We start from the raw sequence: 23,839 nt of genomic DNA, 5'->3' as shown, positions 1-23,839 counted from the left end.
CCCGTCGAGCGGGCTATTTTAATGCCGGGTTGCGTCATTTACGGAAAAGCCCCGCCGAAGCGGGGCTGAACGGAGCTGGATTAGTGGTGTGAAGAGGTCTTCACGCCGCCTTCCGGCACCGGCACATACGGGGTCTCTTTGTCGGTACGTATCTTATTGTTACGCACGTTGAGCCACGTTTTGATGCCGTAGAAGATGATGCTGTAGACCACCACCAGGAACAGAATGCTTAAACCGGCGTTGGTGTAGTTGTTCACCACGATATGGTTCATGTTGGCAATCTGCTGCGCGCTAAGCTCGCCGCCGGCGGCAATCTTCTCTTTGTACTGCTGGGCCATAAAGAAGAAGCCTTCCATCTGCGGGTTGGTGCTGAACAGTTTCAGACCCAGCGCCCAGGTGGTGCACAGCAGCAGCCACGCGGCCGGGATCACGGTGACCCAGATGTATTTGGTACGCTGCATTTTGACCAGCACCACGGTGCCAAGAACCAGCGCCACGGCGGCCAGCATCTGGTTAGAGATGCCGAACAGCGGCCACAGGCTCTTCACGCCGCCCAGCGGGTCGACCACGCCCTGATACAGCAGGTAGCCCCACAGGCCTACGCAGCCCGCGGTCCCCACGATACCGGCAACCAGCGAATCGGTTTTCTTCAGGAATGGCACGAAGTTGCCCAGCAGATCCTGGAGCATAAAGCGGCCTGCACGGGTACCGGCATCGAGGGCAGTAAGGATAAACAGCGCCTCAAACAGAATACCGAAGTGGTACCAGAAGCCCATATCCGCCATCGGGATGATTTTGTGGAACACGTGTGCGATACCGACGGCCAGGGTCGGGGCGCCGCCCGCGCGGTTCAGCACCGACGGTTCACCGATGTCTTTCGCCGTTTGCAGGATCTGCTCAGGCGAAATCACAAAGCCCCATGAGCTGACGGTAGCCGCCGCATGGACGGTGACTTCTTTCAGCTGCGCAGCAATCATCGCGGCGTTTTCGCCGCCCATCTCATGCAGGTTCGGCATCACGATACCGAGGCCGGCCGGCGGGGTGTTCATCGCAAAATAGAGGCCCGGTTCGATGATAGACGCTGCCACCAGCGCCATGACCGCCACGAAGGACTCCATCAGCATTGCGCCATAGCCGATAAAGCGCGCGTCGGTTTCGTTAGCCAGCAGCTTCGGCGTGGTGCCGGAAGCGATCAGCGCATGGAAGCCGGAGACCGCGCCGCAGGCGATGGTGATAAACAGGAACGGGAACAGGGCACCTTTCCACAGCGGCCCGGTACCGTCGATGTACTGGGTGACCGCCGGCATTTTCAGATCCGGATTAAGGATAACGATGCCCAGCGCCAGGCCGACGATAACGCCGATTTTCAGGAACGTCGCCAGGTAGTCGCGCGGCGCCAGAATCAGCCATACCGGCAGCAGCGCGGAGATAAACGCGTAGCCGATCAGGGTGAAGGTGATGGTGGTGTCTTTAAAGGTCAGCGCCGGGCCCCAGTACGGGTCGTGGGCAATCACGCCGCCGAAGTAGATGGAAGCCACCAGCAGCACGATACCGATAACCGAAATTTCGCCCACGCGTCCCGGGCGCAGGAAGCGCATGTAGATCCCCATAAACAGCGCGATCGGTACGGTTGAACAGACGGTAAAGACGCCCCACGGGCTTTCCGCCAGCGCCTTCACGACGATCAGCGCCAGCACCGCAAGGATGATTATCATAATCAGGAAGCAGCCGAACAGGGCGATCGACCCCGGAATCGGGCCCATCTCTTCTTTGATCATTTCACCCAGCGATGAACCGTTACGGCGTGAGGAGATAAACAGCACCATAAAGTCCTGCACTGCCCCCGCCAGAACCACGCCGGCCAGCAGCCACAGCGTGCCGGGCAGGTAGCCCATCTGCGCGGCCAGCACCGGGCCAACCAGCGGGCCCGCGCCGGCGATAGCGGCAAAGTGGTGGCCGAACAGCACGTAGCGGTTGGTCGGCACGTAGTTCAGGCCATCGTTGTTAATGACCGCCGGCGTCGCGCGGGTTGGGTCGAGCTTCATCACCTTTTGGGCGATGTACAGGCTGTAGTAGCGGTAGGCCACCAGATAGACCGATACCGATGCGACGACAATCCACAGGGCGCTGACGTGCTCCCCGCGACGCAGGGCGACGACCGAGAGGCAAAATGCCCCGATGATTCCAAGAATCACCCAGGGTATGTGCTTGAATAGTTTTTTAGTATCCATAGTAAAACCTGGCGTTATGAGTTGAATAATTGGCCGAAGCCGTCTGAACGTAATTTTGCGGAGGTATTGAGTCACTATGCTGGGGACGATCTTGCCAGAACTTTGCGCGCGTAAAGTTGGGTAAATCAACGAGTGGTTGTATGGCGGATTAAGCGGTCACTTGCGGAAGTAAGCGGTTGGGCAGGAAATGAACAGTGGGGTAATATGTGATTGAGATCACAAGAATTTCTCCCCCCTGGCGGCAGGGGGGAGAATGAGCCTGGCTAGACGGCGGCCGCCATCTCCATCATCACCGGATGGAAGCGACGTTTAAAGTAAATCAGCCCGTGGCCTTCCTGGCTGAGGGTGATGTTCTTGATCTCGACCAGATAGACCAGGTGGCTGCCGATGGTCTGCACCTGGCTGATATCGCCTTCGAGGCTGGCCAGCGAATCCTTCAGCACCGGCTGCCCGAGCACGCCTTTTTGCCAGCACGAGAGGCTGAAGCGCTCCTCCATCGTCACCCCGGTCATTCCGGCGAAGTGGCGCGCCATCACCTCCTGCTCATGGTTCAGGACGTTAATGCACAGCCTGCCGTTGCCCTGGAATACCGGGTTCATTGCGCTGTTGGCGTTGATACACACCATCACCGACGGCGGGGTATCGGTTACCGAGCACACCGCGGTGGCGGTGATGCCGCAGCGGCCGGCATCGCCTTCGGTGGTGATCACGTTCACCGCAGCCGACAGGCTGGACATGGCATCGCGAAAGCGCAGGCGTTGTTCATCTAATTGCATTGTGACCTCCCGCTGTGAATTACTTCAGCAGCTTATCCAGGATATTGATATCAGAGTTATTGTGCAGATGCGGCACCGTCCAGCCGTGCTGGTCGTACTCGGAAAGGCAGCGATCGACCATCGCCATCATTTTGTCCATGTTGCCGGAGCTCTGCGCCTGGCGAAGGCACTGCAGGCGGATTTCATCCTGGCTACCGGAGTAGTTGATTTCATACAGCTCGTGACGGCCGCCGAATTCGCTGCCGATCGCGTCCCACATCAGCTTGAGGATTTTGATGCGTTCGACGTGATCCATCCCGTTCGATCCGCGCACGTATTTCGCCAGATACTGGTCGATCTGCGGATTATTGAGATCGCGCGCGCTGGACGGGAGATAGATCAGGCCGCTGGTGACGTTACGCTCGATGATGTTTTTGATTTTGGCGTAGGCCATCGGCGCCATCACGCGGTAGGTTTGCAGCGCGGCGTGATCCGGCAGGTACGCGCCGTTAACCCACGGCGTCGCCTCGGAGCACATCGAATCGCTCAGCGCCCAGAACATGTTGCGCCAGGCCACTACCTCACCGAGATCCGCCTGCACGCCGCGGAACTCCAGGGTGCCGGTACACTCCAGCGAGCGCTTGAGCAGGGCGGTGATAAAGTCGAGCTTAACCGCCAGACGCACGCAGGCCTGCAGCGGGTACATGCGGGCGAAGCCGCCCTCCATCGTCCAGCGGCGGCAGCGATCGAAATCGCGATAGATCAGCACGTTTTCCCACGGGATCAGCACCTTATCCATCACCAGGATCGCGTCGTTCTCGTCGAAGCGGCTGGAGAGCGGGTAGTCATACGGCGATCCGGTAGCGCCGGCGACCATTTCATAGGAGGCGCGGGAGATAAGCTTCACCCCTTCGGCATCCATCGGGGCCACGAACATCAGCGCGAAGTCTGGGTTTTCCCCCATCACCTGCGCGGAGCCGAAGCCAATCATGTTGTAGTGGGTCAGCGCCGAGTTGGTGGCGACGACTTTCGCCCCGCTGACGATGATCCCGGCGTCGGTCTCTTTTTCCAGCTTGATGTAGACGTCTTTCACCTCATCGGCCGGCTTGTGGCGGTCGATCGGCGGGTTGACGATGGCGTGGTTAAAGTACAGGCCGGTTTCCTGAATGCGGGTGTACCAGCTGCGGGCGTTCTGTTCGAACTGGCCGTAAAACGCCGGATTGGCGCCCAGCGCGCAGCCGAAGGCGGCCTTGTAGTCCGGGGTGCGGCCCATCCAGCCGTAGCTCAGGCGCGACCACTCGGCGATGGCGTCGCGCTGCTGGCGCAGATCGTCGGCGCTTTTCGCCACGCGGAAGAACTTATGCGTATAGCCGCCGCTGCCGGTATCGGTATTCCAGCACAGGGAGTCCTGCAGCGCCGGTTTGTGCAGGGCATCGTACAGCTGGCCGACGGAGGCGGCGGCGTTGCGGAACGCCGGGTGGGTGGTAACGTCCTTGACGCGCTCGCCGTAGATATAAATTTCGCGGCCGTCCTGCAGGCTCTTCAGGTACTCTTCCCCGGTTAACGGGCGTTTAGCGTCTGCGCGGAAATCTTCAGGTTTCATCGGGACCTCTTCAGTATTAAGCGGCATATCCCGTCATGCTTCGGGCGGCGCCTTTTCGGCTGCGGCTCGAAGCATTCAGGGTATAAAGGTTAAATTTATGTTTTCTTTTTGTTGTTTAATTGAAGCGGTTTACGTGGGTTCCGTGAAGAGACTTTTAGGTCAACGGCGGGTACTTTTCAGGCGGGATGGCGTTCTGTGATCCGGGTTGGTTTTTTGCTGTTTTGCCGCCGCACGCCGGGGATTGCGGCAGCGGATTTCCCCGGCCGCGCCTGGCGCCCGCGCACCGCTGCCGGGAAAAACTCAGGATACCGGTACTTTTTGCGTTCTGAAGGCGCTGGGCGAGCAGCCGACCAGGCGATGAAAAAAACGGGCAAAATAGGCCGGGTCCTTAAACCCCAGCTGCCAGGCGATTTCGTTGACCGCGCTATCGGAGAACAGCAGTAGCCGCTTGGCCTCGCGCAGCTGCCGGTCGAAGATAAGGCGCTTCGGCGGCCGGTTGGCAAAGCGCCGGCAGATGTCGGTCAGTCTTGATTCGGTAATGTGCAGCTCATTGGCGTAATCCGGCACCGTCCAGTGCTGGTGGTAGTGGCCGTCGATGGTCTGGTTAAAGCGCTGGAATAGCTTGAGCTCGCCGCGGATGCCGCTGGCAGCGTGGTCGTCGAGCCTGGCGTTGCGCAACAGCAGGGTGAACACCGCCTGCGCCAGCAGCACCAGCGTATGCTCGCGCCCCGCCAGCTGCGCGGTCGATTCGCGCTCAATCAGCCGCCAGTAGTGGGCCAGCGCCGCGAGCTCATCCGGCTTATCGGCCAGCGACAGGCACATCCCCGGCAGGCCAAAGGCCTCCCGGGTGCCGGGATAGAGCACCTCCAGCAGCGGCCAGATCAGATCCTCCCGCACGGTCAGCACGTGGCCATCGCTGTCGGAGCCGGTGATAAACGCGTGCGGCACCGACGGCGGCGTCAGGACGAACAGCGGCGCCTGCACCGAGTAGCGGTGATCGTCGAGCTGCAGCTCAATCTGGCCGGTATCGAGAAAGTGCATCTGAAAATACTGGTCGTGGCGATGGGCCTGCATGTCGCGGCCAAAAAAGGCCGCCATGCGGGCAAACGACTGGTAGTGCACGTCTTCCGTGCCCAGGCTTTCATCGTACTCTTTATTGATATCGATATTGGCGATCGAACGCTGGGGCATAGCCGCTCCTTAAGGCGTGGCGCGCGGGCGCGAGGCTTTCATCGGAATAGCCCAGATAATCACGGCGCCAATCACCAGCAGGCTGGCGACGAACCACAGGCCGCTGTTAAAGCTGCCGGTCAGATCCTTCAGCCAGCCGATCATAAACGGGCTTAGCGCCGAGCCAATATTGCCGGTGGCGTTGATCACGGCGATACCGATCGCCCTGGCGCGCAGGCTGATCGACTGATCCGGCGTGGTCCAGAAAATGGCCATTGCGCTGAACGATCCGGTCGAAGCCATGACGATCCCCAGCATCTGGATCAGGTTGTGATCGGTCGCCGAGGCCAGCAGCCAGCCGGCGGCGGCAAACAGGAAAGGCAGGGCGGTATGGTGCCTGCGCTCCTGGCATTTATCCGAGTGTCGGCTCCAGTAAATCATCCCCAGAATGGTGCAGATCTGCGGGATCGCCGCCAGCAGACCGATGGTGATATTGCTGCTTCCCTCGTTAAAGCTTTTGAGGATCTGCGGCGTCCAGATGCTGATCGCGCTGAGCGTATTGGTCAGGCAAAAATAGGCCAGGGTGTACATCAGCACGATCGGCGTGAAGACTTCGCGCCACAGGCTGCGCTGCTGCATCGCGCGGTGGCTGACGGCGCCTTCCGGCTGTACCAGCGTCAGCCGGTCGTTATCCATCATCTCCTGCAGGCACTTTTTGTCCTCCGCGGTCAGCCATTTGGCTTTTGCCGGGGAGTCATCCAGCCAGTACCAGACCATAATGCCCAGCAGCACCGACGGGAACCCTTCGAGCAAAAACAGCCACTGCCAGCCGTGGAGATTGAAGAGGCCGTCCAGCGACAGAATATAGCCGGATACAATCGAACCGATGGCGGTGGTCACCGGCATGGCAATCATAAACAGGGCGTTGGCGCGGGCGCGGAAAAATGCCGGAAACCAGTAGGTTAAATAGAGCAGGATGCCGGGCAGAAAGCCGGCCTCGGTGATCCCGACCAGCATGCGCAGCACGTACAGGCTATTAGGGCCGGTGGCGAACATCGTGGCGGTGGAGGCGATCCCCCACAGCACCATGATGGTGGCTATCCAGCGGCGGGCGCCGACGATGCTGAGCATGATATTGCTCGGAATACCGAAGATGACGTAGGTGGCGTAGAACAGCGTGGTGGCCAGGCCGAACATGGTGGCGTTGAGCCCCAGATCCTGGCCCATCGTCAGCCCGGCGAAGCCGATATTGATGCGGTCGAGAAATGAAAAGATAAACAGCACGAACAAAAATACGATCAGGCGGCGAAACAGCTTATTGATAACCGACTGCTGCTGCGCCGTCAGCTGCTTGTGCTGATTGGCGGGATCGCGCGTCTCCGGAATGGCTGATGATGTGTCGCTCATGGTCTTTCCTCTAATGGGAATTTTTGTAGGGTCGCGATGTGGCGTTCTTAATAGACGCCGGGCTGGGCTGTCGTTCCGCCGGCGCCAAAGCGCTCGGCTAAGGCTTCGGCGGCGCGGGCGAGCAGGGTGGTGTCGACGCCGACGGCGACAAACAGCGCGCCGAGCTCAAGATAGCGTTTTGCCAGCTGCTCATTGGCCATCAGAATGCCCGGCGCTTTGCCCGCCCGCCGGATTTGCACGATGGCGCTTTCAATTGCCGCCTGCACTTCCGGGTGCTGCGGATTGCCGCCGAAGCCCATATCGGCGCTGAGATCCGCCGGGCCGATAAACACGCCGTCCACCCCCTCAACCTCGAGGATCTGCGGCAGGTTCTTCAGCGCCTCGCGGGTCTCAATCTGCACCAGCACGCACATGGCGTCGTTGGCCTGATGGAGATAATCCGGGATGCGGTTCCAGCGCGAAGCGCGGGCCAGGGCGCTGCCGACGCCGCGAATGCCGGCCGGCGGATAGCGCGTGGCTTTCACCGCCAGCCGCGCTTCGTCGGCGTTCTGCACCATCGGCACCAGCAGGGTTTGCGCCCCGACGTCCAGCAGCTGCTTAATCTGCACCGGGTCATTCCACGAAGGGCGAACCACCGGCTGGCTGGCGTAAGGCGCCACCGCCTGCAGCTGGGTCAGCACCGTCTGCACGCTGTTCGGCGCGTGTTCGCCGTCAATCAGCAGCCAGTCGAATCCGGCACCGGCCAGTAGCTCGGCGCTGTAGCTGCTGCAGAGTCCCAGCCACAGGCCGATTTGCGGGCGTCCGGCCTGCAGCGCATCTTTAAAGGCATTATTCATCTTCTTCTTTCCCCTAGACAAAGCGGCAGCTAATCGCGCCCATGTTGCCGTAATCGACGTGGAAGGTATCGCCTTTGCGCGCCGCCACCGGACGGGTAAACGAGCCGCCGAGGATAATTTGCCCGGCCTCCAGCTGCACATCGTGCGCCGCCAGCTTGTTCGCCAGCCAGGCAACGCCGTTGGCCGGATGATTCAGCACGCCGGCGGCGACGCCGGTCTCTTCGATGACCCCGTTGCGGTACAGCAGGGCGGAGATCCAGCGCAGATCCAGCTCATCGGGCTTAACCGGCCGGCCGCCGAGGATCACCCCGGCGTTGGCGGCGTTATCGGAGATAGTGTCGAACACCTTACGCGGGCGCTGGGTTTCGGGATCGACGTTGTGGCAGCGGGCGTCGATCAGCTCCAGCGCCGGGATCACGTAGTCGGTGGCGTTATAGACGTCGAACAGCGTACAGTTCGGGCCGCGCAGCGGTTTGGCCAGCACGAAGGCCAGCTCGACCTCGATGCGTGGAACGATAAAGCGGTCGGTGGGAATATCGCCGCCGTCGTGGAAAAACATATCGTCGAGCAGCGCGCCGTAGTCCGGCTCGCTAATCTGCGAGCTGGCCTGCATCGCCTTCGAGGTCAGGCCGATCTTATGGCCCTTCAGCACCCGGCCTTCAGCAATTTTCAGCTCAACCCACTCGCGCTGGACGGCGTAGGCGTCCTCAATGGTGATCGAGGGATAATCGAGGGAGATGGCGCGGATCTGTTCACGCTGCTTTTCGGCCTGGTTCAGCCGCCGGGCGATCAGGGTGCGGGTCTGTTTATCGAGCATAGGGCTTCCTGTGACATTGCCTGCAAATTTGTACTATCGGGTCTCCCGGACGAGAGCGCCGAGGTCGGGGAGCCCGCGTCCGGATAACGTCAATTATTTAAACAGCGCGTGGACGTTGTTCTGCTTGTAGTTCAGGGTTGGGTGCAGCTCCGCAATCTCGAACGACAGCGCCAGGTAGCGGCTCTCCATCAGCGCGGCGAAATGCGCTTTGATCAGGGCAAAGAGCATCTCTCCCGTTTGCTGGCGGCTTTCCAGGCTGCGCCCGCTGCCGATTTTCAGCGTCATATGCACGAAGGCATAATCGTGCCTGCCGTCGGCCATCTGCCAGGTATCCAGCCAGATGGCGCGGCTGCGGATGCCGCCGATCGGGAAAATACCGGTGGCGGCCAGCGCCTGATTAACCTCGGCGAACAGGCCCGGCAGGTCGGCCTGCTCGCGGATGTTGCTGGTACACTCGGCGATAAAATGTGGCATCGCGGACCCCTTACGCCTGAGCCGGCAGCGGGAAGACGGCGTTGACCTGGCCGGTCCCGGAGCTGGCGAACAGGTCGGTGATAAACTCGACCTTGCCGTCGTATTTATCCCAGCCGAGGACCCCGAGCAGCATCACCGTATCGTGCATATTGCCTTCGCCGTAGCAGTAGTCGGCGTACTCCGGCAGCATGGTGCAGAACTCTTTGAATTTGCCCTCGCGCCACAGCTTCACCACCCGCTCATCCATCTGATGGTCAAACTCGCGGGTGTAGCTGTTCATCCCCTCTTCAGCGCGCTGGTCGTCGATAAAGCGGTGCGACAGCGATCCGCTGGCGAAGACCGCCACGGTACCGTCATATTTCTCAATCGCCTTAACGATGGCTTCCCCCAGCCTGCGGCTGTCGGCGAAGTCGTGAACGGTGCAAAAAGCGGAGATCGAGACCACTTTGAAATGCTTATCGCTGTTCATATAGCGCATCGGCACCAGGGTGCCGTACTCCAGCTTGAGGCTCGGAATGTTGTGCGCCTTGGCGCGCACGCCCAGCTTGACAGCTTCGTCGGCGATCAGCTGGCCCAGCTCCGGGTTGCCGTCGTAGTCGTAGGTCATGTCGCGAATAAAGTGCGGCAGCTCGTTGCTGGTATAGACCCCTTTAAAATGGTCGGCGCAGTTAATGTGGTAGGCGCTGTTCACCAGCCAGTGGGTATCAAAGACGATAATCGTATCGACGCCCATCTCCCGGCACCGTTTACCGATCTCCTTATGGCCGTCGATCGCCGACTGGCGGCAGCCGTGGTTTTTCCCCGGCAGCTCGGAGAGATACATTGACGGTACGTGAGTAATCTTGGCGGCTAACGCTAATTTGCCCATTTTGTGCTCCTTATAAGCCCCATTTCGGGATCGGATGGTCACCCATGGAAATACAGACGTTTTTCATTTCGGCGAACACCTCGAAGCTGTACTCGCCGCCTTCGCGGCCGGTACCGGAGGCCTTCACGCCGCCGAACGGCTGGCGCAGGTCGCGGACGTTCTGGGTATTGACGAAGACCATGCCGGCTTCAATCCCGCGCGCGAGGCGCAGGACCTTGCTGATGTCCTGGGTCCAGATATAGGAGGCGAGGCCGTATTCGATATCGTTGGCGAGGCGCAGACCTTCGGCTTCGTCTTTAAACGGCAGCAGACAGGCCACCGGGCCAAAAATCTCTTCCTGGGCAACCCGCATGCGGTTATCGACGTCCGCCAGCACCGTCGGGCGCAGGAAGTTGCCGCCGCGAAGATGCGCCGGCAGGTCGGTGGGTTTATCCGGGCCGCCGGCCAGCAGCGTGGCGCCTTCCTCGATGCCGAGGCGGATATAGCCGGAGACTTTTTCCCAGTGCTGCTGGCTTATCAGCGCCCCGACCTGGGTGTTGGGATCGGTCGGGTCACCGACGCGCAGGCGGCTGGCGCGTTCGGCGAAGCGCTTGACGAACTCCGGGTAAATGCTCTGCTGAATGAAGATGCGCGAGCCGGCGGTGCAGCGTTCGCCGTTGATGGAGAAGATGGTGAACAGGGCGGCATCCAGCGCGCGCTCGATATCGGCATCTTCAAAAATCAGCACCGGCGATTTGCCGCCCAGCTCCATCGAGTACTTCTTCAGCCCGGCGTTTTTCATGATGTTGCGCCCGGTGGCGGTGCCGCCGGTAAACGAGACCGCGCGCACGTCGTGATGACGCACCAGCGCGTCGCCGGCGTTCGCGCCGTAGCCCTGCACCACGTTCAGCACGCCCGGCGGAATACCGGCTTCCAGCGCCAGCTCGCCGAGGCGGTCGGCGGTGAGCGGCGACAGCTCGGACATCTTCAGCACCGCGGTGTTGCCCAGCGCCAGGCACGGCGCCACCTTCCAGGTGGCGGTCATAAACGGCACGTTCCACGGCGACACCAGCGCGCAGACGCCGACCGGCTGCACGAGGGTGTAGTTGAGCATCTTGTCATCAACCGGATAGGTCTTGCCGTTCATCTGCTGGCACACTTCGGCGAAGAACTCGAAGTTGTGCGAGGCGCGTGGGATCAGCACGTTTTTGGTCTGGTGGATCGGCAGGCCGGTATCGGCGGTCTCCATGGCGGCGATCTGCGGAACGTTCTGGTCTATCAGATCGCCCAGACGGCGCATCAGGCGCGCGCGCTCCTTCATCGGCAGGTTGGCCCATTTCGGGAACGCCGCTTTGGCTGCCGCGACCGCCTGATTCACCTCGGCTTCACCGCCGGAGGCGACCTCTGCCAGCACTTCGCCGGTGGCCGGGTTGGTGGTGTGGAAGTACTCCGCGCTAGCCACGCTTTCGCCGTTGATCCAGTGGTTAATTTTTTTCATGACAGCTTCTCCTCATACGCTTGCTGGCTGATGATGCGGTTGACCAGGCGGCCCACGCCCTCGACTTCGACGATCACTTCGTCACCCGGCACCACGTCAGACAGCCCCTTCGGCGTGCCGGTGGCGATCATGTCGCCGGGCTGCAGGGTCATAAACTCGCTCAGGTACGCGATCAGGAACGGGATGCTGAAGATCAGATCGGCGGTGGTGCCCTGCTGGCGCAGCTCGCCGTTGACCCAGGTGCTCAGGGTCAGGTTGTGCGGGTCCGGAACCGTCTCTTTACTGACGATCCACGGGCCGATGGGGGTCAGGGTGTCGCGGCTTTTTACCCGCAGATTCGGCCGATAGTAGTTCTCGAGATAGTCGCGAATGGCGTAGTCGTTGCAGACGGTATAGCCGGCGACGTAGTCCAGGGCGTCGGCCTCGCTGACCCTGCGCGCGGTTTTGCCAATCACCACCACCAGCTCGGCTTCGTAGTGCATATATTCGACGTTATCCGGACGCACCGACTCCTGGCGGTGGCCGAGGAAGGTGTTCGGCGCTTTGATAAACACCAGCGGCTCTTCCGGCGGCTTGAATTCCAGCTCGCTGGCGTGGTCGGCGTAGTTCAGCCCCAGCGCGAACAGGGTGCCCTCGGCGGGCGGCAGCCAGCGGAATTCACCCTCCTGCAGCCGGGTGCCGTCATCGAGAATGACCTGCTCGCGATCGTCGACCTGCGCGCTGCGTACCTGGCCCTGCCACTCAATACGTGCCTGTTTCATGCCGGCTCTCCTTCTGCGACGACCGGGTTTTCCAGCGCCGGGAAACCCTCGGCGAGAATGCGTACGCGATCGCCGGGGCGCAGCGTGACGCGGGCGTGCGGAGTGCCGATCAGAATGGCATCGCCGGGGGTGAGGGTAGCGAACTCGCTCAGGGCGCTCAGCAGCTCGGCGGCGCCGCGCTGCAGGTCGGCGGTGTTCCAGCTATCCGCTTCGCGGCCGTTGATTTCGGTGATAATGGTCAGGTTATCGACGCTCCGTAGCGGGACGAGGTCGCCCAGCGGGCAGAAACCGTCGCGACATTTCGCCTTGATCGCCGGGCGGTAAAAGCTCTCTTCCGGCAGGCTGACGTCGTTGGCCAGCGCGTAGCCGGCGATGCAGGAGGCGGCCTCTTCGACGGAGACGCCGCGGGCGGTTTTACCGACGATCAGCGCCACGGTGGCGCCGCTGTGCACGGTTTCGCCCTGCGGGTGAGGGATTGCGTCGCCGCTGCCGATAACGGTATTGCGCGGTTTGATAAACCAGACCGCAGTTTGCGGCGGCGTTTTGTACGGGGCCTGTTGGAACGCTTCGCGCCAGGCGTCGAGCTGGCTGCCGTGGTTAAGCGCAACGGCGAAGATGGTACCTTTCATTCACCACTCCTCTGGTACTGATTTCTGAAGCTTAAGGGATTTCATTAATATGTTAATGATTACCTTTTATTCCTTGCGGACGGGTTTGGCAAACAGAAGTGAATGTTTTGTGATCTGATTAACAATAAATTTACACGTATAAATTTTAATTGTTTATAATCATATGATTATCGATATTTTATGAAAGGGCTGGTACTTTTCAGCAGCAGAAACCGGTTGCGCCATCGGCAAATAAGCGCTAATTATTAACTTGTTAATAGATTCTGAAATGTGATGTAGAGGGTATGTGATGCATGATTCGTTAACCATTGCGCTGTTGCAGGCGCGGGAAGCGGCGATGGGCCATTTCCGGCCGATCGTCAAACGCCATAATCTCACCGAGCAGCAGTGGCGTATTGTGCGCATCCTTGCCGAAAGCCCGTCGATGGATTTCCACGATCTCGCCTTCCGCGCCTGCATTCTGCGCCCGAGCCTGACCGGTATTTTGACCCGCATGGAGCGCGACGGCCTGGTGCTGCGCTTAAAGCCGGTCAGCGATCAGCGCAAGCTGTACGTTTCGCTGACGGCGGAAGGGACAAAGCTGTATCAAAGCGCCCAGGCCCAGGTTGAAGAGGCCTATCGGCTGATCGAAGAAGAGTTTACCAGCGAAAAAATGCGCCAGCTGACCGCGCTGCTGGAGGAGTTTATCGCGCTCGGCAACCGTAACGGCGCCGTGCGCGACGATCGGCAGGAGGAGTAGCTCAGCGCTCGCCGCTCTCCTGCGCGAGGGCGATAAGCGTCTCCGCCCGGGCGGGGGAGAGCGGTTCGCGCGGGGCCACCAGCGGCCAGCCGTACAGCCAGCGGGCGGTCGTGGCGCAGGTTTTCCCCTGGCAGGCGCCCATTCCGCAGCGCTGTGCCAGCTTTGCCTGCTGCCAGCCCTCGGCGTTCGCCACCTCGCCGCAGCGGACGTCCTCGCAGCGGCACAGCAGGCTCTCCGGCGTGGCGAGGGTTTTCAGGCTTTCCGGCAGGATAAACGCCCGCCTGACGGCGTCGGCAAAGTCCTGCCAGCGCGCGCGACGGGCAAACAGGGCCTGCACCCGGTCGCCGGCATCCGCCGCCGCAAAGCCGGCAATCTCTCCTTCGGCCAGCGCCAGCTCGCTGCCGCCGAAGCCGGTGCACTCTCCGGCGGCATACACGTCCGCGACGCTGGTTTGCTGCCAGCAATCCACCTTCACCGCCTCGTTCGCCACTGCGCAGCCGAAAAATAGCGCGCTCTCGAGGCTCGGCACCAGTCCGTAGCCAATCGCCAGCCGATCGCACGCCAGGGTGCGTTCAACGCCGCGCCGGCGGAGCGTTACCGCCTCAAGGCGCGTTTTGCCGTGGGCGCGAATAATCCGGCTGTCGCTCAGGTAGCGCCGCGGGGCGAGGCTGGCGAGCTGACGCAGCTTTTCCGGCCAGCGCCACAGCCGGCTGCCAAAGCGCACCAGGGCGGAGAGCGGCGCCTGCTCGACAATCTGCACTATCTCGCCGCCGCTTTTTTTCACCGTGTCGGCCACCGCCAGCAGCAGCGGACCGCTGCCGGCCACCACGACCCGCTCGCCGCCTTTCAGCGCCAGGCCGTGCTTGATTTGCGCCTGCAGGCCGCCCGCTGCGGTCACGCCGGGCAGCGTCCAGCCGGGAAACGGCAGCGAGAGCTCGCGCGCCCCGCAGCACAGAATCAGCTTCTGCCACTCCACGATCCCGCAGGCCTCGGCGGTTTCAAACATCACGCTGCGGGCGGTCGGTCGGGCGATGAGGCGCGCGCCGCTGAGCAGGGTGATGTTTTCAGCCGCGGCGACGGCTTCGCGATAGCGGCGCGCGAGGGGAGGGAGTTCGACCTGCGGTCCATCGCGCCAGATCTGGCCTCCGGGGCGCGGATTATCATCAAGCACGATCGTTCGCTTACCGCAGGAGGCGGCGGCCAGCGCGGCGGCGAGGCCGGCGGGGCCCGCCCCGAGGATCAGTACCTCACAGCGTAGCGTTTGCATGGCGGCTCCTTTCAATGTTCATTCCCGGCAGGCACAGCGTCTGGCAGGCCAGCACCCGACGGCCGTTGGCGGTCACCCGGCACTCCTGGCAGACGCCCATGCCGCAAAATGGCGCGCGCGGATCGCCGCCGACGGCGATCCGCGTCGTGGGGTCGGCGGTGAGCGCCAGCGCGGCGGCGATGCTGATACCCGCCGGCACCTCGAGGCTGGCGCCTTCAATGATTATCTGGATCGTGGGCATCAGGCGATGGCCTCCTGTTTTTGCAGGCGAGCGGGCAGCCAGGCATCGGGAGCCAGCGGCCCGCGCTCGCCCATCAGCTGGGCGCAGAGGAGCTCCGCGCTGGCGGGGGCGGTGGTCACGCCGAGCCCTTCGTGGCCCAGCGCCAGCCACAGGCCGCGGCGCGAGGGGTGAGGGCCTATCAGCGGATTGCCGTCCTGCGACGCGGCGCGAAATCCGCTCCAGCAGCGGATGATATTCAGCCCGCCGAGGGTCGGTAGAAACTGCCGCGCGCGGTCCAGCATTTGCGCCAGCAGGGGTAAATCCAGCGGGCGATCGATGGTATCAAACTGGCGGGAAGAGCCGATCAGCAGCTGCCCGGTGGGGCGCGGCTGGACGTTAAAGGCCACGGAGGTGCCGCTGCCGTGGGCGCTAGCGCCGTAGCCGAGCTCGACCAGCTGATGCCGGAGCAGGGGGCCGTAGCGATCGGTAATTGCCAGCTGGCCCTTTTTCGCCCGCAGCCAGCTCTCTCCCAGCAGCGTGTTGGCATCAAGGCCGCAGGCGACCACGATGGCCGGCGCCCGCAGCCGCCTGCCGCTGGTCAGGGTCACCGTCGGCTCCTCCAGCGTTTGGGCGGCTTCCCGCAGGTGGGTCAGCCCGGCGCCCGCGTCGGCGATAAACCAGCGGGCGGCGTTAGGGGCGTAGATAATCCCGTCGCCGGGAACCCACAGCCCGCCCGGCAGGCCGGCGCGCAGCAGGGGCTCGCGCTGCGCCAGCTGCTCCGCGCTCTGCATCCGCGTGGTGACCTGATGCTCCGCCATCCGCCGCTGCTTTTCCCGGGCAATCTCCAGCTCCTGGGTCGTTTCCGCCAGCCACAGGGTGCCGCAGCCGCGCCAGGCGCAGCTCTCCGGCATGCGCGGCGTGATTGCGCGCCAGCGTTCGAGCGACCAGGCGGAGAGGGCCAGCTCGGCGGGGTTATCGTCCATGCATACCAGATGGCCCATTCCGGCGGCGGTTGCTCCCGGCTGGCCGTCGTCGATCAGGGTGACCTTTTGCCCGCGCTTTGCCAGCTGCCAGGCGCAGGCGGCGCCGACGATCCCCGCGCCGATGACGATGACGTCGCTGCTGCTCACGGCACGATCCCCCAGCAGAAGGGATCCTCAGGATTGAGGATCAGGCGGCTATCGGCGCATACCCAGGCTTCGCCGCGAATGGTCGGGATAATGCCGGCGGCCTCGCGCGCGTAGCTGGCGGTAAAGCGGCTGCCGATGATGCTGGCCTGCTGCCAGATCTCGCCGGGCCGCAGCTTGCCGTCTTCCGCCAGGCAGGCCAGCTTGGCGCTGGTTCCAGTCCCGCACGGCGAGCGATCCCAGGCCTTGCCGGGGCACAGCACGAAGCTGCGGCTGTCGGCGGTCTCATCGTCGGCAAACAGCTCAACGTGGTCGATCTCGCCGCCGTTATCGCCGCGGATCCCGACAGCAGCCAGCCCTTCGCGTACCGCCCAGGCGTATTCGGTGAGCTGGGGGATCTGAGCGGGCTCAATGCTGAAGGGGTGATCGCTGATGAGAAAGAACCAGTTGCCGCCCCAGGCGATGTCGCCGGTTACGGTGCCGAAGGCGGTTTCCACGCCGATCCCCTTTTTCCAGCGCCGGGCCGGGACGTTCTCCACCGACACGCTGCCGTCTTCGTACAGCGTCGCGCTCACGTCGCCGACCGGGGTCTCAATCAGATGCCTGCCGGGCTGAATGCGGCCCAGCCACGCCAGCGAGGCGATAAGCCCGATCGTGCCGTGGCCGCACATATTGAGGAAGCCGGCGTTGTTGAAGAAGATCACCCCGGCGGTGGCGGCCGGCGAAACCGGCTCGCACAGCAGCGCGCCTACCAGCACGTCGTTGCCGCGCGGCTCGAGGATAATCGCCTGACGCCAGCGGTCGAATTCAGCGGCAAAGCGTTCGCGACGTTCCGCCATGCTGCCCCGGCCGAGATCCGGAAAACCCTCGACGATCAGGCGGGTCGGCTCGCCGCCGGTATGTGAATCAATGGCCCTCAGTTCAGCAGGTTGGCGTGGCACGGTCATGAATCTCTCCGGAGGTTAATAAGATGTTTCACAATGCTGGCGCAAGACGACGCCTGCGGCTTGAGCGCTTTCGCCAGGCGAAATGACGAAATCAGCACAGTCGGCGGTGAGGTTATTATTTGAAATTCATATTTATTTCTTATTAATCATTCCATTAACGATGTGGTAAACCGAAAGTCGCCATTACGCCAGCCGGCAATTGAGCGGAAAATTTAAACCGCAGCCAGGATCGCAAAACGCGGTGCTGCCGCTTGATGTGTTAATAAAAGGTGAATAAATATCCTCCCGTCACCCGCCATGAGGAAGCGTTATGTTGTGTGTTACTGAGGCAGATCCGGCGCGCGAGCCGGTGGATGAAACGAGCCTGGCCGTGGACGAGCTGAGCCAGATTTGTGAAGGGCTGGCGCGCCAGCGTCCGGAGAATATGCCGGCGCTGCTCAACGCGCTGGCGCTGATTGCCCCCCTGCTGAATGCCATTCCCAACGTCGTCTTTTTTATTAAAGACCACCAGGCGCGCTATCTGCTGGCCAACCTGACGCTGGCCCGCCGCTGCGGGTTTAAAACCGTCTCGATGCTGCTGGGCAAAACCTCGGCCGACGTCTTTCCCTCGGCGCTCGGCCAGGGCTACACCGAGCAGGATCTGCGGGTTCTGCGCGAAGGGGTGATGCTGCGCGACCAGCTGGAGATGCACCTCTACAACGGCCGCGAACGCGGCTGGTGCCTGACGCAGAAGCTGGCGCTGCGCGATATCCACGGGCAGGTGATCGGGATGGCCGGGATCTCGCACGATCTGCAGGAGGCCCACGCCCGCCATCCGGCGTGGCAGCGGCTGGCGATCGTCGACGATCATATTCGACGCCACTATCATCGGCCGATCCCGATGGATGAGCTGACCGGGCTCAGCGGCATGTCGGTGGCGCAGATCGAACGCTACTGTAAGCGGATCTTTCACCTCACGCCGCGGCAGATGATCCATAAGGTCCGGCTCGAAAAAGCCACCGAGCTGCTGGCGGGAGATACGCCGATTACCGATATTGCGCTGCAGTGCGGCTATACCGATCACAGCGCCTTCAGCCGCCAGTTTAAGGCGATGACCGGCTCGACTCCCCGCGATTTCCGCATAACCCTGGCGGGCTAACCGCCGGCTCACGCTTTTGGCGACTGTGCTAATTTCGTCATCGTATTGGCAGAAAACCCACAAGCCGCCGGGACCATGACGCGTCAATCTGTCAGTGAATATTCACCAATCATTCACTTTGACTTAACAAAATGACGACAAGGAACCGAGCATGAGCAAAAAAGCGATTCACTGGAGCGGCGTATTTCCGGCAGTCAGCACGCAGTTTCGTGGTGACTATTCTCTCGATTTAGACGCCACCCACGCGGTGATGAAAAACCTGGTGAAAGATGGCGTTTCCGGGCTGGTGGTGTGCGGCAGCGTCGGGGAAAACACCTCCCTGAGCACCCAGGAAAAGCTGCAAATCATTGAAGCGGCGAAGGACGCGGCGGGGGGAAAAATCCCGGTTATCGCCGGCGTCGCTGAATTCACCACCGCCTTCGCCCAGAAGATGGCGCAAGAGGCGGAGCGCGTGGGCGTCGACGGAATTATGGTCATGCCCGCGCTGGTCTACTCGTCAAAGCCGCATGAAACCGCCGCCCATTTCCGCAGCGTCGCCACCGCCACCGACCTGCCGATAATGGTCTACAACAACCCGCCGATTTACAAAAACGACGTCACGCCGGAGATCCTCGCGACCCTAACCGACTGCGACAACATCGTCTGCTTTAAGGATTCATCGGGCGATACCCGCCGCTTCACCGACCTGCGCAATACCGTGGGCGATCGCTTCGTGCTGTTTGCCGGCCTTGATGACGTGGTGGTTGAGAGCATTGCCGTCGGCGCCGAGGGGTGGATTTCGGGGATGTCGAACGCCTTCCCGCGCGAAGGCGAGACGCTGTTCCGCCTGGCTATCCAGAAACGCTATGACGAAGCGATGGCGCTCTACCGCTGGTTTATGCCGCTGCTGCACCTCGACGCGCGTCCCGATCTGGTGCAGTGCATCAAGCTCTGCGAAGAGCTGCTGGGCCGCGGGAGCGAAGTGACCCGTCCGCCGCGCCTGGCGCTGGAAGGGGAGACCCGCCGGCAGGTGATCGCGATAGTCGAGCAGGCCATGGCGACGCGCCCGGCGCTGCCGGACGTGGGCCTGTAGGCCGGGGAGCGATGATGAGCGAAAAACAGATAACGGCGGGGCAACAGTTTATCGCCGGCCGCCGCGTAGCCAGCGGTGAAGCGACGCTGCTAAGCCTGCGGGCGGCGGATGGCGCGGCCACCGGCCACCGCTTCTACCCGGCCTCCCGCGAGGAGGCGGCGCAGGCGGCGCAGGCGGCACAGCAGGCGTTCAGCGCCTTTTCTCAGACTTCGCCCGAGCTGCGGGCGCGTTTCCTGCGGCGTATTGCCGACGAGCTGGACGCTCTCGGGGAGGATTTTTTTGCGATTGCCCACGAAGAGACGGCGCTGCCGCCGGCGCGCCTGCAGGGCGAGCGGGCGCGCACCAGCGGCCAGCTGCGGATGTTTGCCGACCTGATGGCCCGCGGCGATCTGTTCGGGGCGCGCATCGATACTGCCCTGGCGGAGCGCAAGCCGGCCCCGCGGCCCGACCTACGCCAGTACCAGACCGCGCTCGGCCCGGTGGCGGTCTTCGGCGCCAGCAACTTCCCGCTGGCGTTTTCCACCGCCGGCGGCGACACCGCCTCGGCGTTGGCGGCCGGCTGTCCGGTGGTGGTCAAAGCGCATCCCGGACATATGGCGACCGCCGAGCAGACGGCGCAGGCGGTGGTCCGCGCGGTAGAAGCGTGCGGCCTGCCCGGCGGCGTGTTTAACCTGATTTTTGGCACCGATATCGGCGCGGAGCTGGTGAGCCATCCGGCGATTCAGGCGGTGGGCTTTACCGGCTCGCTGGAGGGCGGACGCGCGCTCTACCAGCGGGTGCAGCAGCGCCCCCAGCCGATTCCGATGTTTGCCGAAATGTCGGCCATCAATCCGCTGATTATTCTGCCGCAGGCGCTGGCCTCCCGCGCGCCGCTGCTGGCACAGGAGCTGGTGGCATCCTTTACCCTTGGCGGCGGCCAGTTTTGTACCCGTCCCGGCCTGATCCTCGTGCTCAGGAGTGCGGACAGCGAGCGCTTCCGGGCGGCCCTCTGCGAGCAGGTGCGCGCCGCCGCCGCGCAGGTGCTGCTGAATGCGCCGACGCGCGAGCACTATCACGCGGGCGTTGCGGCGCTCGACGCCTGTCCCGGCGTGCAGCGTCTGGCCGCTGGCCAGGCCGCAGAGGGCGTGCAGGCGCAGGCCCTGCTGTATCAGGCGACGGCGGAACAGGTGATGGCCGCCGACTCTCTGCTCCAGCGCGAAGTCTTTGGCCCGCTGTCGGTGCTGGTGGAAGCGGCCGATGAGGCCCAGCTGCAGGCTCTGCTGCAGGGCCTGCAGGGGCAGCTCACCGCCACGCTGCACGCGGAGGCTGACGATCGTCAGCTGGCGTCGCGCCTGCTGCCGTTGCTTAGCGAAAAGGCGGGACGGGTGCTGTTCAACGGCTATCCCACCGGGGTCGAGGTGTGCGATGCGATGGTCCACGGCGGGCCCTGGCCGGCCACCACCGACGCGCGCGGTACCTCGGTCGGCACCCGGGCGATTGAGCGCTTTCTGCGCCCGGTTTGCCTGCAGAACGCGCCCGCCGCGCTGCTGCCGCCGGCCCTGCAGGATGCGAATCCTTTAAACCTGCTGCGCCTGGTGAACGGGCAGTGGACCCGGGAAGCGATTTCCCCACTCTGATTGATGAAAGGGCAACACCATGACCATTCATACTACGCATAGCAGTCAAACCCGCGTTGCTGAGTCGGGTAAGTTTAAAAAGCAGCTGACCTTAACCGACCTGACGTTTATTGGCCTGGGGGCGATTTTTGGCTCCGGCTGGCTGTTCGCCGCCAGCCACGTGGCGTCGATTGCCGGACCGGCGGGGATCGCCTCCTGGGCGATCGGCGGGTTTGCGGTGCTGCTGCTGGGGATCGTCTACTGCGAACTGGGGGCGGCGCTGCCGCGCGCCGGCGGGATTATCCGCTATCCGGTATTTTCCCACGGCGAGCTGATGGGCTATTTGCTGGGATTTATTACCCTCATCGCCTTTTCCAGCCTGATCTCTATCGAGATTGTCGCCGCGCGCCAGTACGCCGCGGCGTGGTTCCCGATGCTGACCCAGCCGGGCTCCAGCTCGCCGACGCTGCTGGGCTGGGTCGTGCAGTTCCTGCTGCTGTGCTTTTTCTTCGGCCTCAACTACTACAGCGTCAAAACCTTCGCCCGCTCGAACAACGCCATCAGCGTGCTGAAGTTTCTGGTACCGCTGCTGGTGGTCATCACCCTGTTCGCCTTCTTCAAACCGGAAAACCTGCATACTCAGGGATTTGCGCCGTTCGGCATGTCGGGAGTGGAGGCGGCAATCAGCGCCGGCGGCATTATTTTTGCCTATCTCGGGCTGACGCCGATTATCTCGGTGGCCAGCGAGGTGCAAAACCCCCAGCGCACGATCCCGGTGGCGCTGATCCTCTCGGTGGTGCTGTCGACGATTATCTACGTGCTGCTGCAGGTGGCGTTTCTCGGCAGCATCCCGACCGATATGCTGAGCGGCGGCTGGGCCGAGGTCAGCAAGCAGTTCTCGCTGCCGTATCGCGATATCGCCATCACCCTCGGCATGGGCTGGCTGGCGTTTATGGTGATTAGCGATGCGATTGTTTCCCCGAGCGGAACCGGCAATATCTATATGAACGCCACGCCGCGGGTGATTTACGGCTGGGCGAAAAGCGGGACCTTTTTTAAGGCCTTTACCCATATCGATAAAGAGTCCGGTATTCCGCGTCCGGCGCTGTGGCTGACCTTCGGCCTCTCTATTTTCTGGACCCTGCCGTTCCCGTCATGGGAGCAGTTAATTAGCGTGGTGTCGGCGGCGCTGGTGCTGAGCTACGCTATCGCCCCGGTGACCGCCGCCGGCCTGCGCCGCAACGCCCCGGATATGCCGCGTCCGTTCCGCGTGCGCGCGTTCTCTGTTATTGGCCCGGTGTCGTTTATGGTTTCGGCGCTGATCGTCTACTGGTCCGGCTGGACGACCCTCTCCTGGCTGCTGGGGCTGCAAATCGTGATGTTTGCGGTGTACGTGCTGTGCAAAAGCAAGGTGCCGGTTCATGCGGTGAGCTTCGCGCAGCAGGTGAAATCCTCGCTGTGGCTGATTGTCTTCTACGCCCTGATTATGCTCTGCTCGTGGCTGGGGAGCTTTGGCGGCACTAACGCCTTACCTCATCCCTGGGATACGATAATAGTGGCGGCGATGTCGCTGGGTATTTATTACTGGGGCGCGCGCAGCTGCCTTCCTCAGGCTAACTTTAATGGCGATGAAGAAGAGTAGAACAACGGCAAAGGAGAAGAGTATGGAGACGGTAACGCTGACGTTGCCAGAGGCTGAGGCGCTTTCCCGCGAGGTGCTCAGCGATAATGGCTTCAGCGAGAGCCACGCGGCGGCCGTGGCGCGTAACGTGACCGCCGGGGAGCGCGACGGCTGCGCTTCCCACGGCCTGTGGCGGCTGCTGGGGATCGTCGATACCCTGCGCAAGGGGAAGGTTTCGCCTGACGCCGAGCCGCAGATTGACGACCGCGCGCCGGCGGTGGTGCGGGCGGACGCCAACGGCGCCTTTTCGCTGCTGGCCTTTGAGCGCGCGCTGCCGCTGCTGTGCGCTAAGGCGCGCCACAGCGGTATTGCCGCGCTGGCGATTAACCGCTGCGTGCACTTCTCGGCCCTGTTTGCCGACGTTGAGCCGCTCACCGAGGCGGGGCTGGTGGGGCTGGCCTGCACGCCGGGCCACGCGTGGGTCGCGCCGGCGGGCGGCAGCCGGCCGCTCTTCGGCACCAACCCTATCGCCTTTGGCTGGCCGCGCGGCGACAGGCCGCCGTTTATTTTTGATATGGCAACCAGCGTGGCGGCGCGCGGTGAGATCCAGCTGCATCAGCGCGCCGGGAAGGCCTTGCCGGAAGGCTGGGGAATCGACGCCGAAGGAGAGCCCACCACCGATGCCGCCGCCGTTCTCGACGGGGCGATGCTGACCTTTGGCGGCCATAAGGGATCGGCGCTGGCGGCGATGGTGGAGCTGATCGCCGGGCCGCTGATCGGCGATATGACCAGCGCGGAGTCGCTGGCGTGGGATAAGGGCGCGGGCGGGCTACCGTACGGCGGCGAGCTGATCCTGGCGCTCGATCCGCAGCGCTTTCTCGGGCCGCAGGCGGACGAGCACCTGGCGCGGGCGGAGACGCTGTTTGACGCCATGCGCTCGCAGGGCGCCCGGCTTCCCGGCGAGCGCCGCTTCGACCGTCGTCAGGTCAGCGAACGCCAGGGGGTGACGATCGGGCGTTCGCTGTACGAGGAGATTGTCGCCCTGCGGCGTTAGGCGATTTATCCGGCGATCCGGCGCTTAGCTG

Annotated in this window: 22 protein-coding genes; 6 read left to right on the top strand and 16 right to left on the bottom strand. The window is 62.8% G+C overall.

Annotated features, from left to right (window positions below):
* Positions 1-80: 80 nt before the first annotated feature.
* The 12 genes from MMW58_RS25275 to MMW58_RS25220 all read right to left on the bottom strand — a co-directional run bounded on the left by MMW58_RS25275 (position 81) and on the right by MMW58_RS25220 (position 13,028).
* Positions 81-2,231 carry a carbon starvation CstA family protein gene (locus MMW58_RS25275; RefSeq protein WP_159237573.1) on the bottom strand — a complete coding sequence of 717 codons (2,151 nt, stop codon included), beginning with the start codon at positions 2,229-2,231 and terminating at the stop codon, positions 81-83.
* A 263-nt stretch (positions 2,232-2,494) separates the two neighbouring features.
* Positions 2,495-3,007 carry a 4-hydroxyphenylacetate 3-monooxygenase reductase subunit gene (locus MMW58_RS25270; RefSeq protein WP_041143905.1) on the bottom strand — a complete coding sequence of 171 codons (513 nt, stop codon included), beginning with the start codon at positions 3,005-3,007 and terminating at the stop codon, positions 2,495-2,497.
* Positions 3,008-3,026: 19 nt separating this feature from the next.
* Positions 3,027-4,589, bottom strand: a complete 1,563-nt coding sequence (gene hpaB, locus MMW58_RS25265) for a 4-hydroxyphenylacetate 3-monooxygenase, oxygenase component (RefSeq protein ID WP_159237572.1) — start codon at positions 4,587-4,589, stop codon at positions 3,027-3,029.
* Between the two features lie 300 nt (positions 4,590-4,889).
* Positions 4,890-5,780 carry a 4-hydroxyphenylacetate catabolism regulatory protein HpaA gene (gene hpaA, locus MMW58_RS25260; protein ID WP_241722338.1) on the bottom strand — a complete coding sequence of 297 codons (891 nt, stop codon included), beginning with the start codon at positions 5,778-5,780 and terminating at the stop codon, positions 4,890-4,892.
* A 9-nt stretch (positions 5,781-5,789) separates the two neighbouring features.
* A complete protein-coding gene (gene hpaX, locus MMW58_RS25255; RefSeq protein ID WP_133600760.1) occupies positions 5,790-7,166 on the bottom strand; it encodes a 4-hydroxyphenylacetate permease in 1,377 nt (458 codons plus the stop codon).
* A gap of 47 nt (positions 7,167-7,213) precedes the next feature.
* Positions 7,214-8,002 carry a 4-hydroxy-2-oxoheptanedioate aldolase gene (gene hpaI / locus MMW58_RS25250; protein ID WP_159237570.1) on the bottom strand — a complete coding sequence of 263 codons (789 nt, stop codon included), beginning with the start codon at positions 8,000-8,002 and terminating at the stop codon, positions 7,214-7,216.
* Between the two features lie 13 nt (positions 8,003-8,015).
* Entirely contained in the window at positions 8,016-8,819 is an 804-nt protein-coding gene (hpaH, locus tag MMW58_RS25245; protein WP_045860163.1) for a 2-oxo-hept-4-ene-1,7-dioate hydratase, read from the bottom strand.
* Positions 8,820-8,912: 93 nt separating this feature from the next.
* Positions 8,913-9,293, bottom strand: a complete 381-nt coding sequence (locus tag MMW58_RS25240; protein WP_159237569.1) for a 5-carboxymethyl-2-hydroxymuconate Delta-isomerase — start codon at positions 9,291-9,293, stop codon at positions 8,913-8,915.
* A 10-nt stretch (positions 9,294-9,303) separates the two neighbouring features.
* Complete coding sequence (hpaD, locus tag MMW58_RS25235) at positions 9,304-10,161, bottom strand: 3,4-dihydroxyphenylacetate 2,3-dioxygenase (RefSeq protein ID WP_123710214.1); 858 nt, start codon at positions 10,159-10,161, stop codon at positions 9,304-9,306.
* A 10-nt stretch (positions 10,162-10,171) separates the two neighbouring features.
* The gene (gene hpaE, locus MMW58_RS25230; protein WP_095103997.1) at positions 10,172-11,638 is read right to left on the bottom strand and encodes a 5-carboxymethyl-2-hydroxymuconate semialdehyde dehydrogenase; all 1,467 of its coding nucleotides are present in this window, start codon (positions 11,636-11,638) and stop codon (positions 10,172-10,174) included.
* Complete coding sequence (locus MMW58_RS25225; RefSeq protein WP_133600756.1) at positions 11,635-12,399, bottom strand: fumarylacetoacetate hydrolase family protein; 765 nt, start codon at positions 12,397-12,399, stop codon at positions 11,635-11,637. The genes hpaE and MMW58_RS25225 overlap by 4 nt, the downstream gene beginning before the upstream one ends.
* On the bottom strand, positions 12,396-13,028 hold the full coding sequence (locus MMW58_RS25220) for a fumarylacetoacetate hydrolase family protein (RefSeq protein WP_241722337.1): 633 nt from the start codon (positions 13,026-13,028) through the stop codon (positions 12,396-12,398). The genes MMW58_RS25225 and MMW58_RS25220 overlap by 4 nt, the downstream gene beginning before the upstream one ends.
* A gap of 289 nt (positions 13,029-13,317) precedes the next feature.
* Between MMW58_RS25220 and hpaR the strand changes: the two genes are divergently transcribed.
* Entirely contained in the window at positions 13,318-13,767 is a 450-nt protein-coding gene (gene hpaR, locus MMW58_RS25215; RefSeq protein WP_133600754.1) for a homoprotocatechuate degradation operon regulator HpaR, read from the top strand.
* Between the two features lies 1 nt (position 13,768).
* Here the strand turns inward: hpaR and MMW58_RS25210 are convergent, their stop codons facing one another.
* Genes MMW58_RS25210 through MMW58_RS25195 form a run of 4 tightly spaced genes read right to left on the bottom strand, consistent with a single transcriptional unit; the run spans position 13,769 to position 17,328 of the window.
* Complete coding sequence (locus tag MMW58_RS25210; RefSeq protein ID WP_241722336.1) at positions 13,769-15,034, bottom strand: FAD-dependent oxidoreductase; 1,266 nt, start codon at positions 15,032-15,034, stop codon at positions 13,769-13,771.
* Entirely contained in the window at positions 15,015-15,275 is a 261-nt protein-coding gene (locus tag MMW58_RS25205; RefSeq protein ID WP_045860148.1) for a (2Fe-2S)-binding protein, read from the bottom strand. Before MMW58_RS25205 ends, MMW58_RS25210 begins: the two co-directional genes overlap by 20 nt.
* Positions 15,275-16,384 carry an NAD(P)/FAD-dependent oxidoreductase gene (locus MMW58_RS25200; protein WP_241722335.1) on the bottom strand — a complete coding sequence of 370 codons (1,110 nt, stop codon included), beginning with the start codon at positions 16,382-16,384 and terminating at the stop codon, positions 15,275-15,277. Before MMW58_RS25200 ends, MMW58_RS25205 begins: the two co-directional genes overlap by 1 nt.
* Complete coding sequence (locus MMW58_RS25195; RefSeq protein WP_241722334.1) at positions 16,381-17,328, bottom strand: 4-hydroxyproline epimerase; 948 nt, start codon at positions 17,326-17,328, stop codon at positions 16,381-16,383. The genes MMW58_RS25200 and MMW58_RS25195 overlap by 4 nt, the downstream gene beginning before the upstream one ends.
* A 310-nt stretch (positions 17,329-17,638) precedes the next feature.
* Here MMW58_RS25195 and MMW58_RS25190 point away from each other — a divergent pair, with 310 nt between their 5' ends.
* From MMW58_RS25190 to MMW58_RS25170, 5 genes are all read left to right on the top strand, one after another.
* Positions 17,639-18,466, top strand: coding sequence for an AraC family transcriptional regulator (locus MMW58_RS25190; RefSeq protein ID WP_133600750.1), 828 nt, complete (start codon positions 17,639-17,641; stop codon positions 18,464-18,466).
* A 151-nt stretch (positions 18,467-18,617) separates the two neighbouring features.
* Positions 18,618-19,538: a dihydrodipicolinate synthase family protein gene (locus MMW58_RS25185; RefSeq protein WP_241722333.1), complete on the top strand. Its 921-nt coding sequence runs from the start codon at positions 18,618-18,620 to the stop codon at positions 19,536-19,538.
* 14 nt (positions 19,539-19,552) lie between these two features.
* Positions 19,553-21,154, top strand: coding sequence for an aldehyde dehydrogenase (NADP(+)) (locus MMW58_RS25180; protein ID WP_241723780.1), 1,602 nt, complete (start codon positions 19,553-19,555; stop codon positions 21,152-21,154).
* Between the two features lie 19 nt (positions 21,155-21,173).
* Entirely contained in the window at positions 21,174-22,775 is a 1,602-nt protein-coding gene (locus MMW58_RS25175; protein WP_132513430.1) for an APC family permease, read from the top strand.
* A gap of 22 nt (positions 22,776-22,797) precedes the next feature.
* Positions 22,798-23,808, top strand: a complete 1,011-nt coding sequence (locus MMW58_RS25170; protein WP_241722332.1) for an Ldh family oxidoreductase — start codon at positions 22,798-22,800, stop codon at positions 23,806-23,808.
* Positions 23,809-23,839 lie beyond the last annotated feature (31 nt).

It is taken from the genome of Klebsiella sp. HC6 (genome assembly GCF_022605325.1).
In the GTDB taxonomy this organism is placed as follows: domain Bacteria; phylum Pseudomonadota; class Gammaproteobacteria; order Enterobacterales; family Enterobacteriaceae; genus Klebsiella; species Klebsiella terrigena.
The sequence above is the reverse complement of the archived record's forward strand: the minus strand, read 5'-3'. Positions and strand labels throughout refer to the sequence as shown.

Excerpts from the sequence above, each read along its gene's own strand:
- hpaR (WP_133600754.1), top strand. The coding sequence starts at position 13,318 with ATGCATGATTCGTTAACCATTGCGCTGTTGCAGGCGCGGGAAGCGGCG.
- hpaA (WP_241722338.1), bottom strand. The coding sequence starts at position 5,780 with ATGCCCCAGCGTTCGATCGCCAATATCGATATCAATAAAGAGTACGAT.
- MMW58_RS25275 (WP_159237573.1), bottom strand. The coding sequence starts at position 2,231 with ATGGATACTAAAAAACTATTCAAGCACATACCCTGGGTGATTCTTGGA.
- hpaI (WP_159237570.1), bottom strand. The coding sequence starts at position 8,002 with ATGAATAATGCCTTTAAAGATGCGCTGCAGGCCGGACGCCCGCAAATC.
- hpaE (WP_095103997.1), bottom strand. The coding sequence starts at position 11,638 with ATGAAAAAAATTAACCACTGGATCAACGGCGAAAGCGTGGCTAGCGCG.
- MMW58_RS25170 (WP_241722332.1), top strand. The coding sequence starts at position 22,798 with ATGGAGACGGTAACGCTGACGTTGCCAGAGGCTGAGGCGCTTTCCCGC.
- MMW58_RS25180 (WP_241723780.1), top strand. The coding sequence starts at position 19,553 with ATGAGCGAAAAACAGATAACGGCGGGGCAACAGTTTATCGCCGGCCGC.
- MMW58_RS25175 (WP_132513430.1), top strand. The coding sequence starts at position 21,174 with ATGACCATTCATACTACGCATAGCAGTCAAACCCGCGTTGCTGAGTCG.
- MMW58_RS25210 (WP_241722336.1), bottom strand. The coding sequence starts at position 15,034 with ATGCAAACGCTACGCTGTGAGGTACTGATCCTCGGGGCGGGCCCCGCC.
- MMW58_RS25220 (WP_241722337.1), bottom strand. The coding sequence starts at position 13,028 with ATGAAAGGTACCATCTTCGCCGTTGCGCTTAACCACGGCAGCCAGCTC.
- hpaB (WP_159237572.1), bottom strand. The coding sequence starts at position 4,589 with ATGAAACCTGAAGATTTCCGCGCAGACGCTAAACGCCCGTTAACCGGG.
- MMW58_RS25270 (WP_041143905.1), bottom strand. The coding sequence starts at position 3,007 with ATGCAATTAGATGAACAACGCCTGCGCTTTCGCGATGCCATGTCCAGC.
- MMW58_RS25190 (WP_133600750.1), top strand. The coding sequence starts at position 17,639 with ATGTTGTGTGTTACTGAGGCAGATCCGGCGCGCGAGCCGGTGGATGAA.
- MMW58_RS25240 (WP_159237569.1), bottom strand. The coding sequence starts at position 9,293 with ATGCCACATTTTATCGCCGAGTGTACCAGCAACATCCGCGAGCAGGCC.
- MMW58_RS25195 (WP_241722334.1), bottom strand. The coding sequence starts at position 17,328 with ATGACCGTGCCACGCCAACCTGCTGAACTGAGGGCCATTGATTCACAT.
- MMW58_RS25205 (WP_045860148.1), bottom strand. The coding sequence starts at position 15,275 with ATGCCCACGATCCAGATAATCATTGAAGGCGCCAGCCTCGAGGTGCCG.
- MMW58_RS25225 (WP_133600756.1), bottom strand. The coding sequence starts at position 12,399 with ATGAAACAGGCACGTATTGAGTGGCAGGGCCAGGTACGCAGCGCGCAG.
- hpaD (WP_123710214.1), bottom strand. The coding sequence starts at position 10,161 with ATGGGCAAATTAGCGTTAGCCGCCAAGATTACTCACGTACCGTCAATG.
- hpaX (WP_133600760.1), bottom strand. The coding sequence starts at position 7,166 with ATGAGCGACACATCATCAGCCATTCCGGAGACGCGCGATCCCGCCAAT.
- hpaH (WP_045860163.1), bottom strand. The coding sequence starts at position 8,819 with ATGCTCGATAAACAGACCCGCACCCTGATCGCCCGGCGGCTGAACCAG.
- MMW58_RS25185 (WP_241722333.1), top strand. The coding sequence starts at position 18,618 with ATGAGCAAAAAAGCGATTCACTGGAGCGGCGTATTTCCGGCAGTCAGC.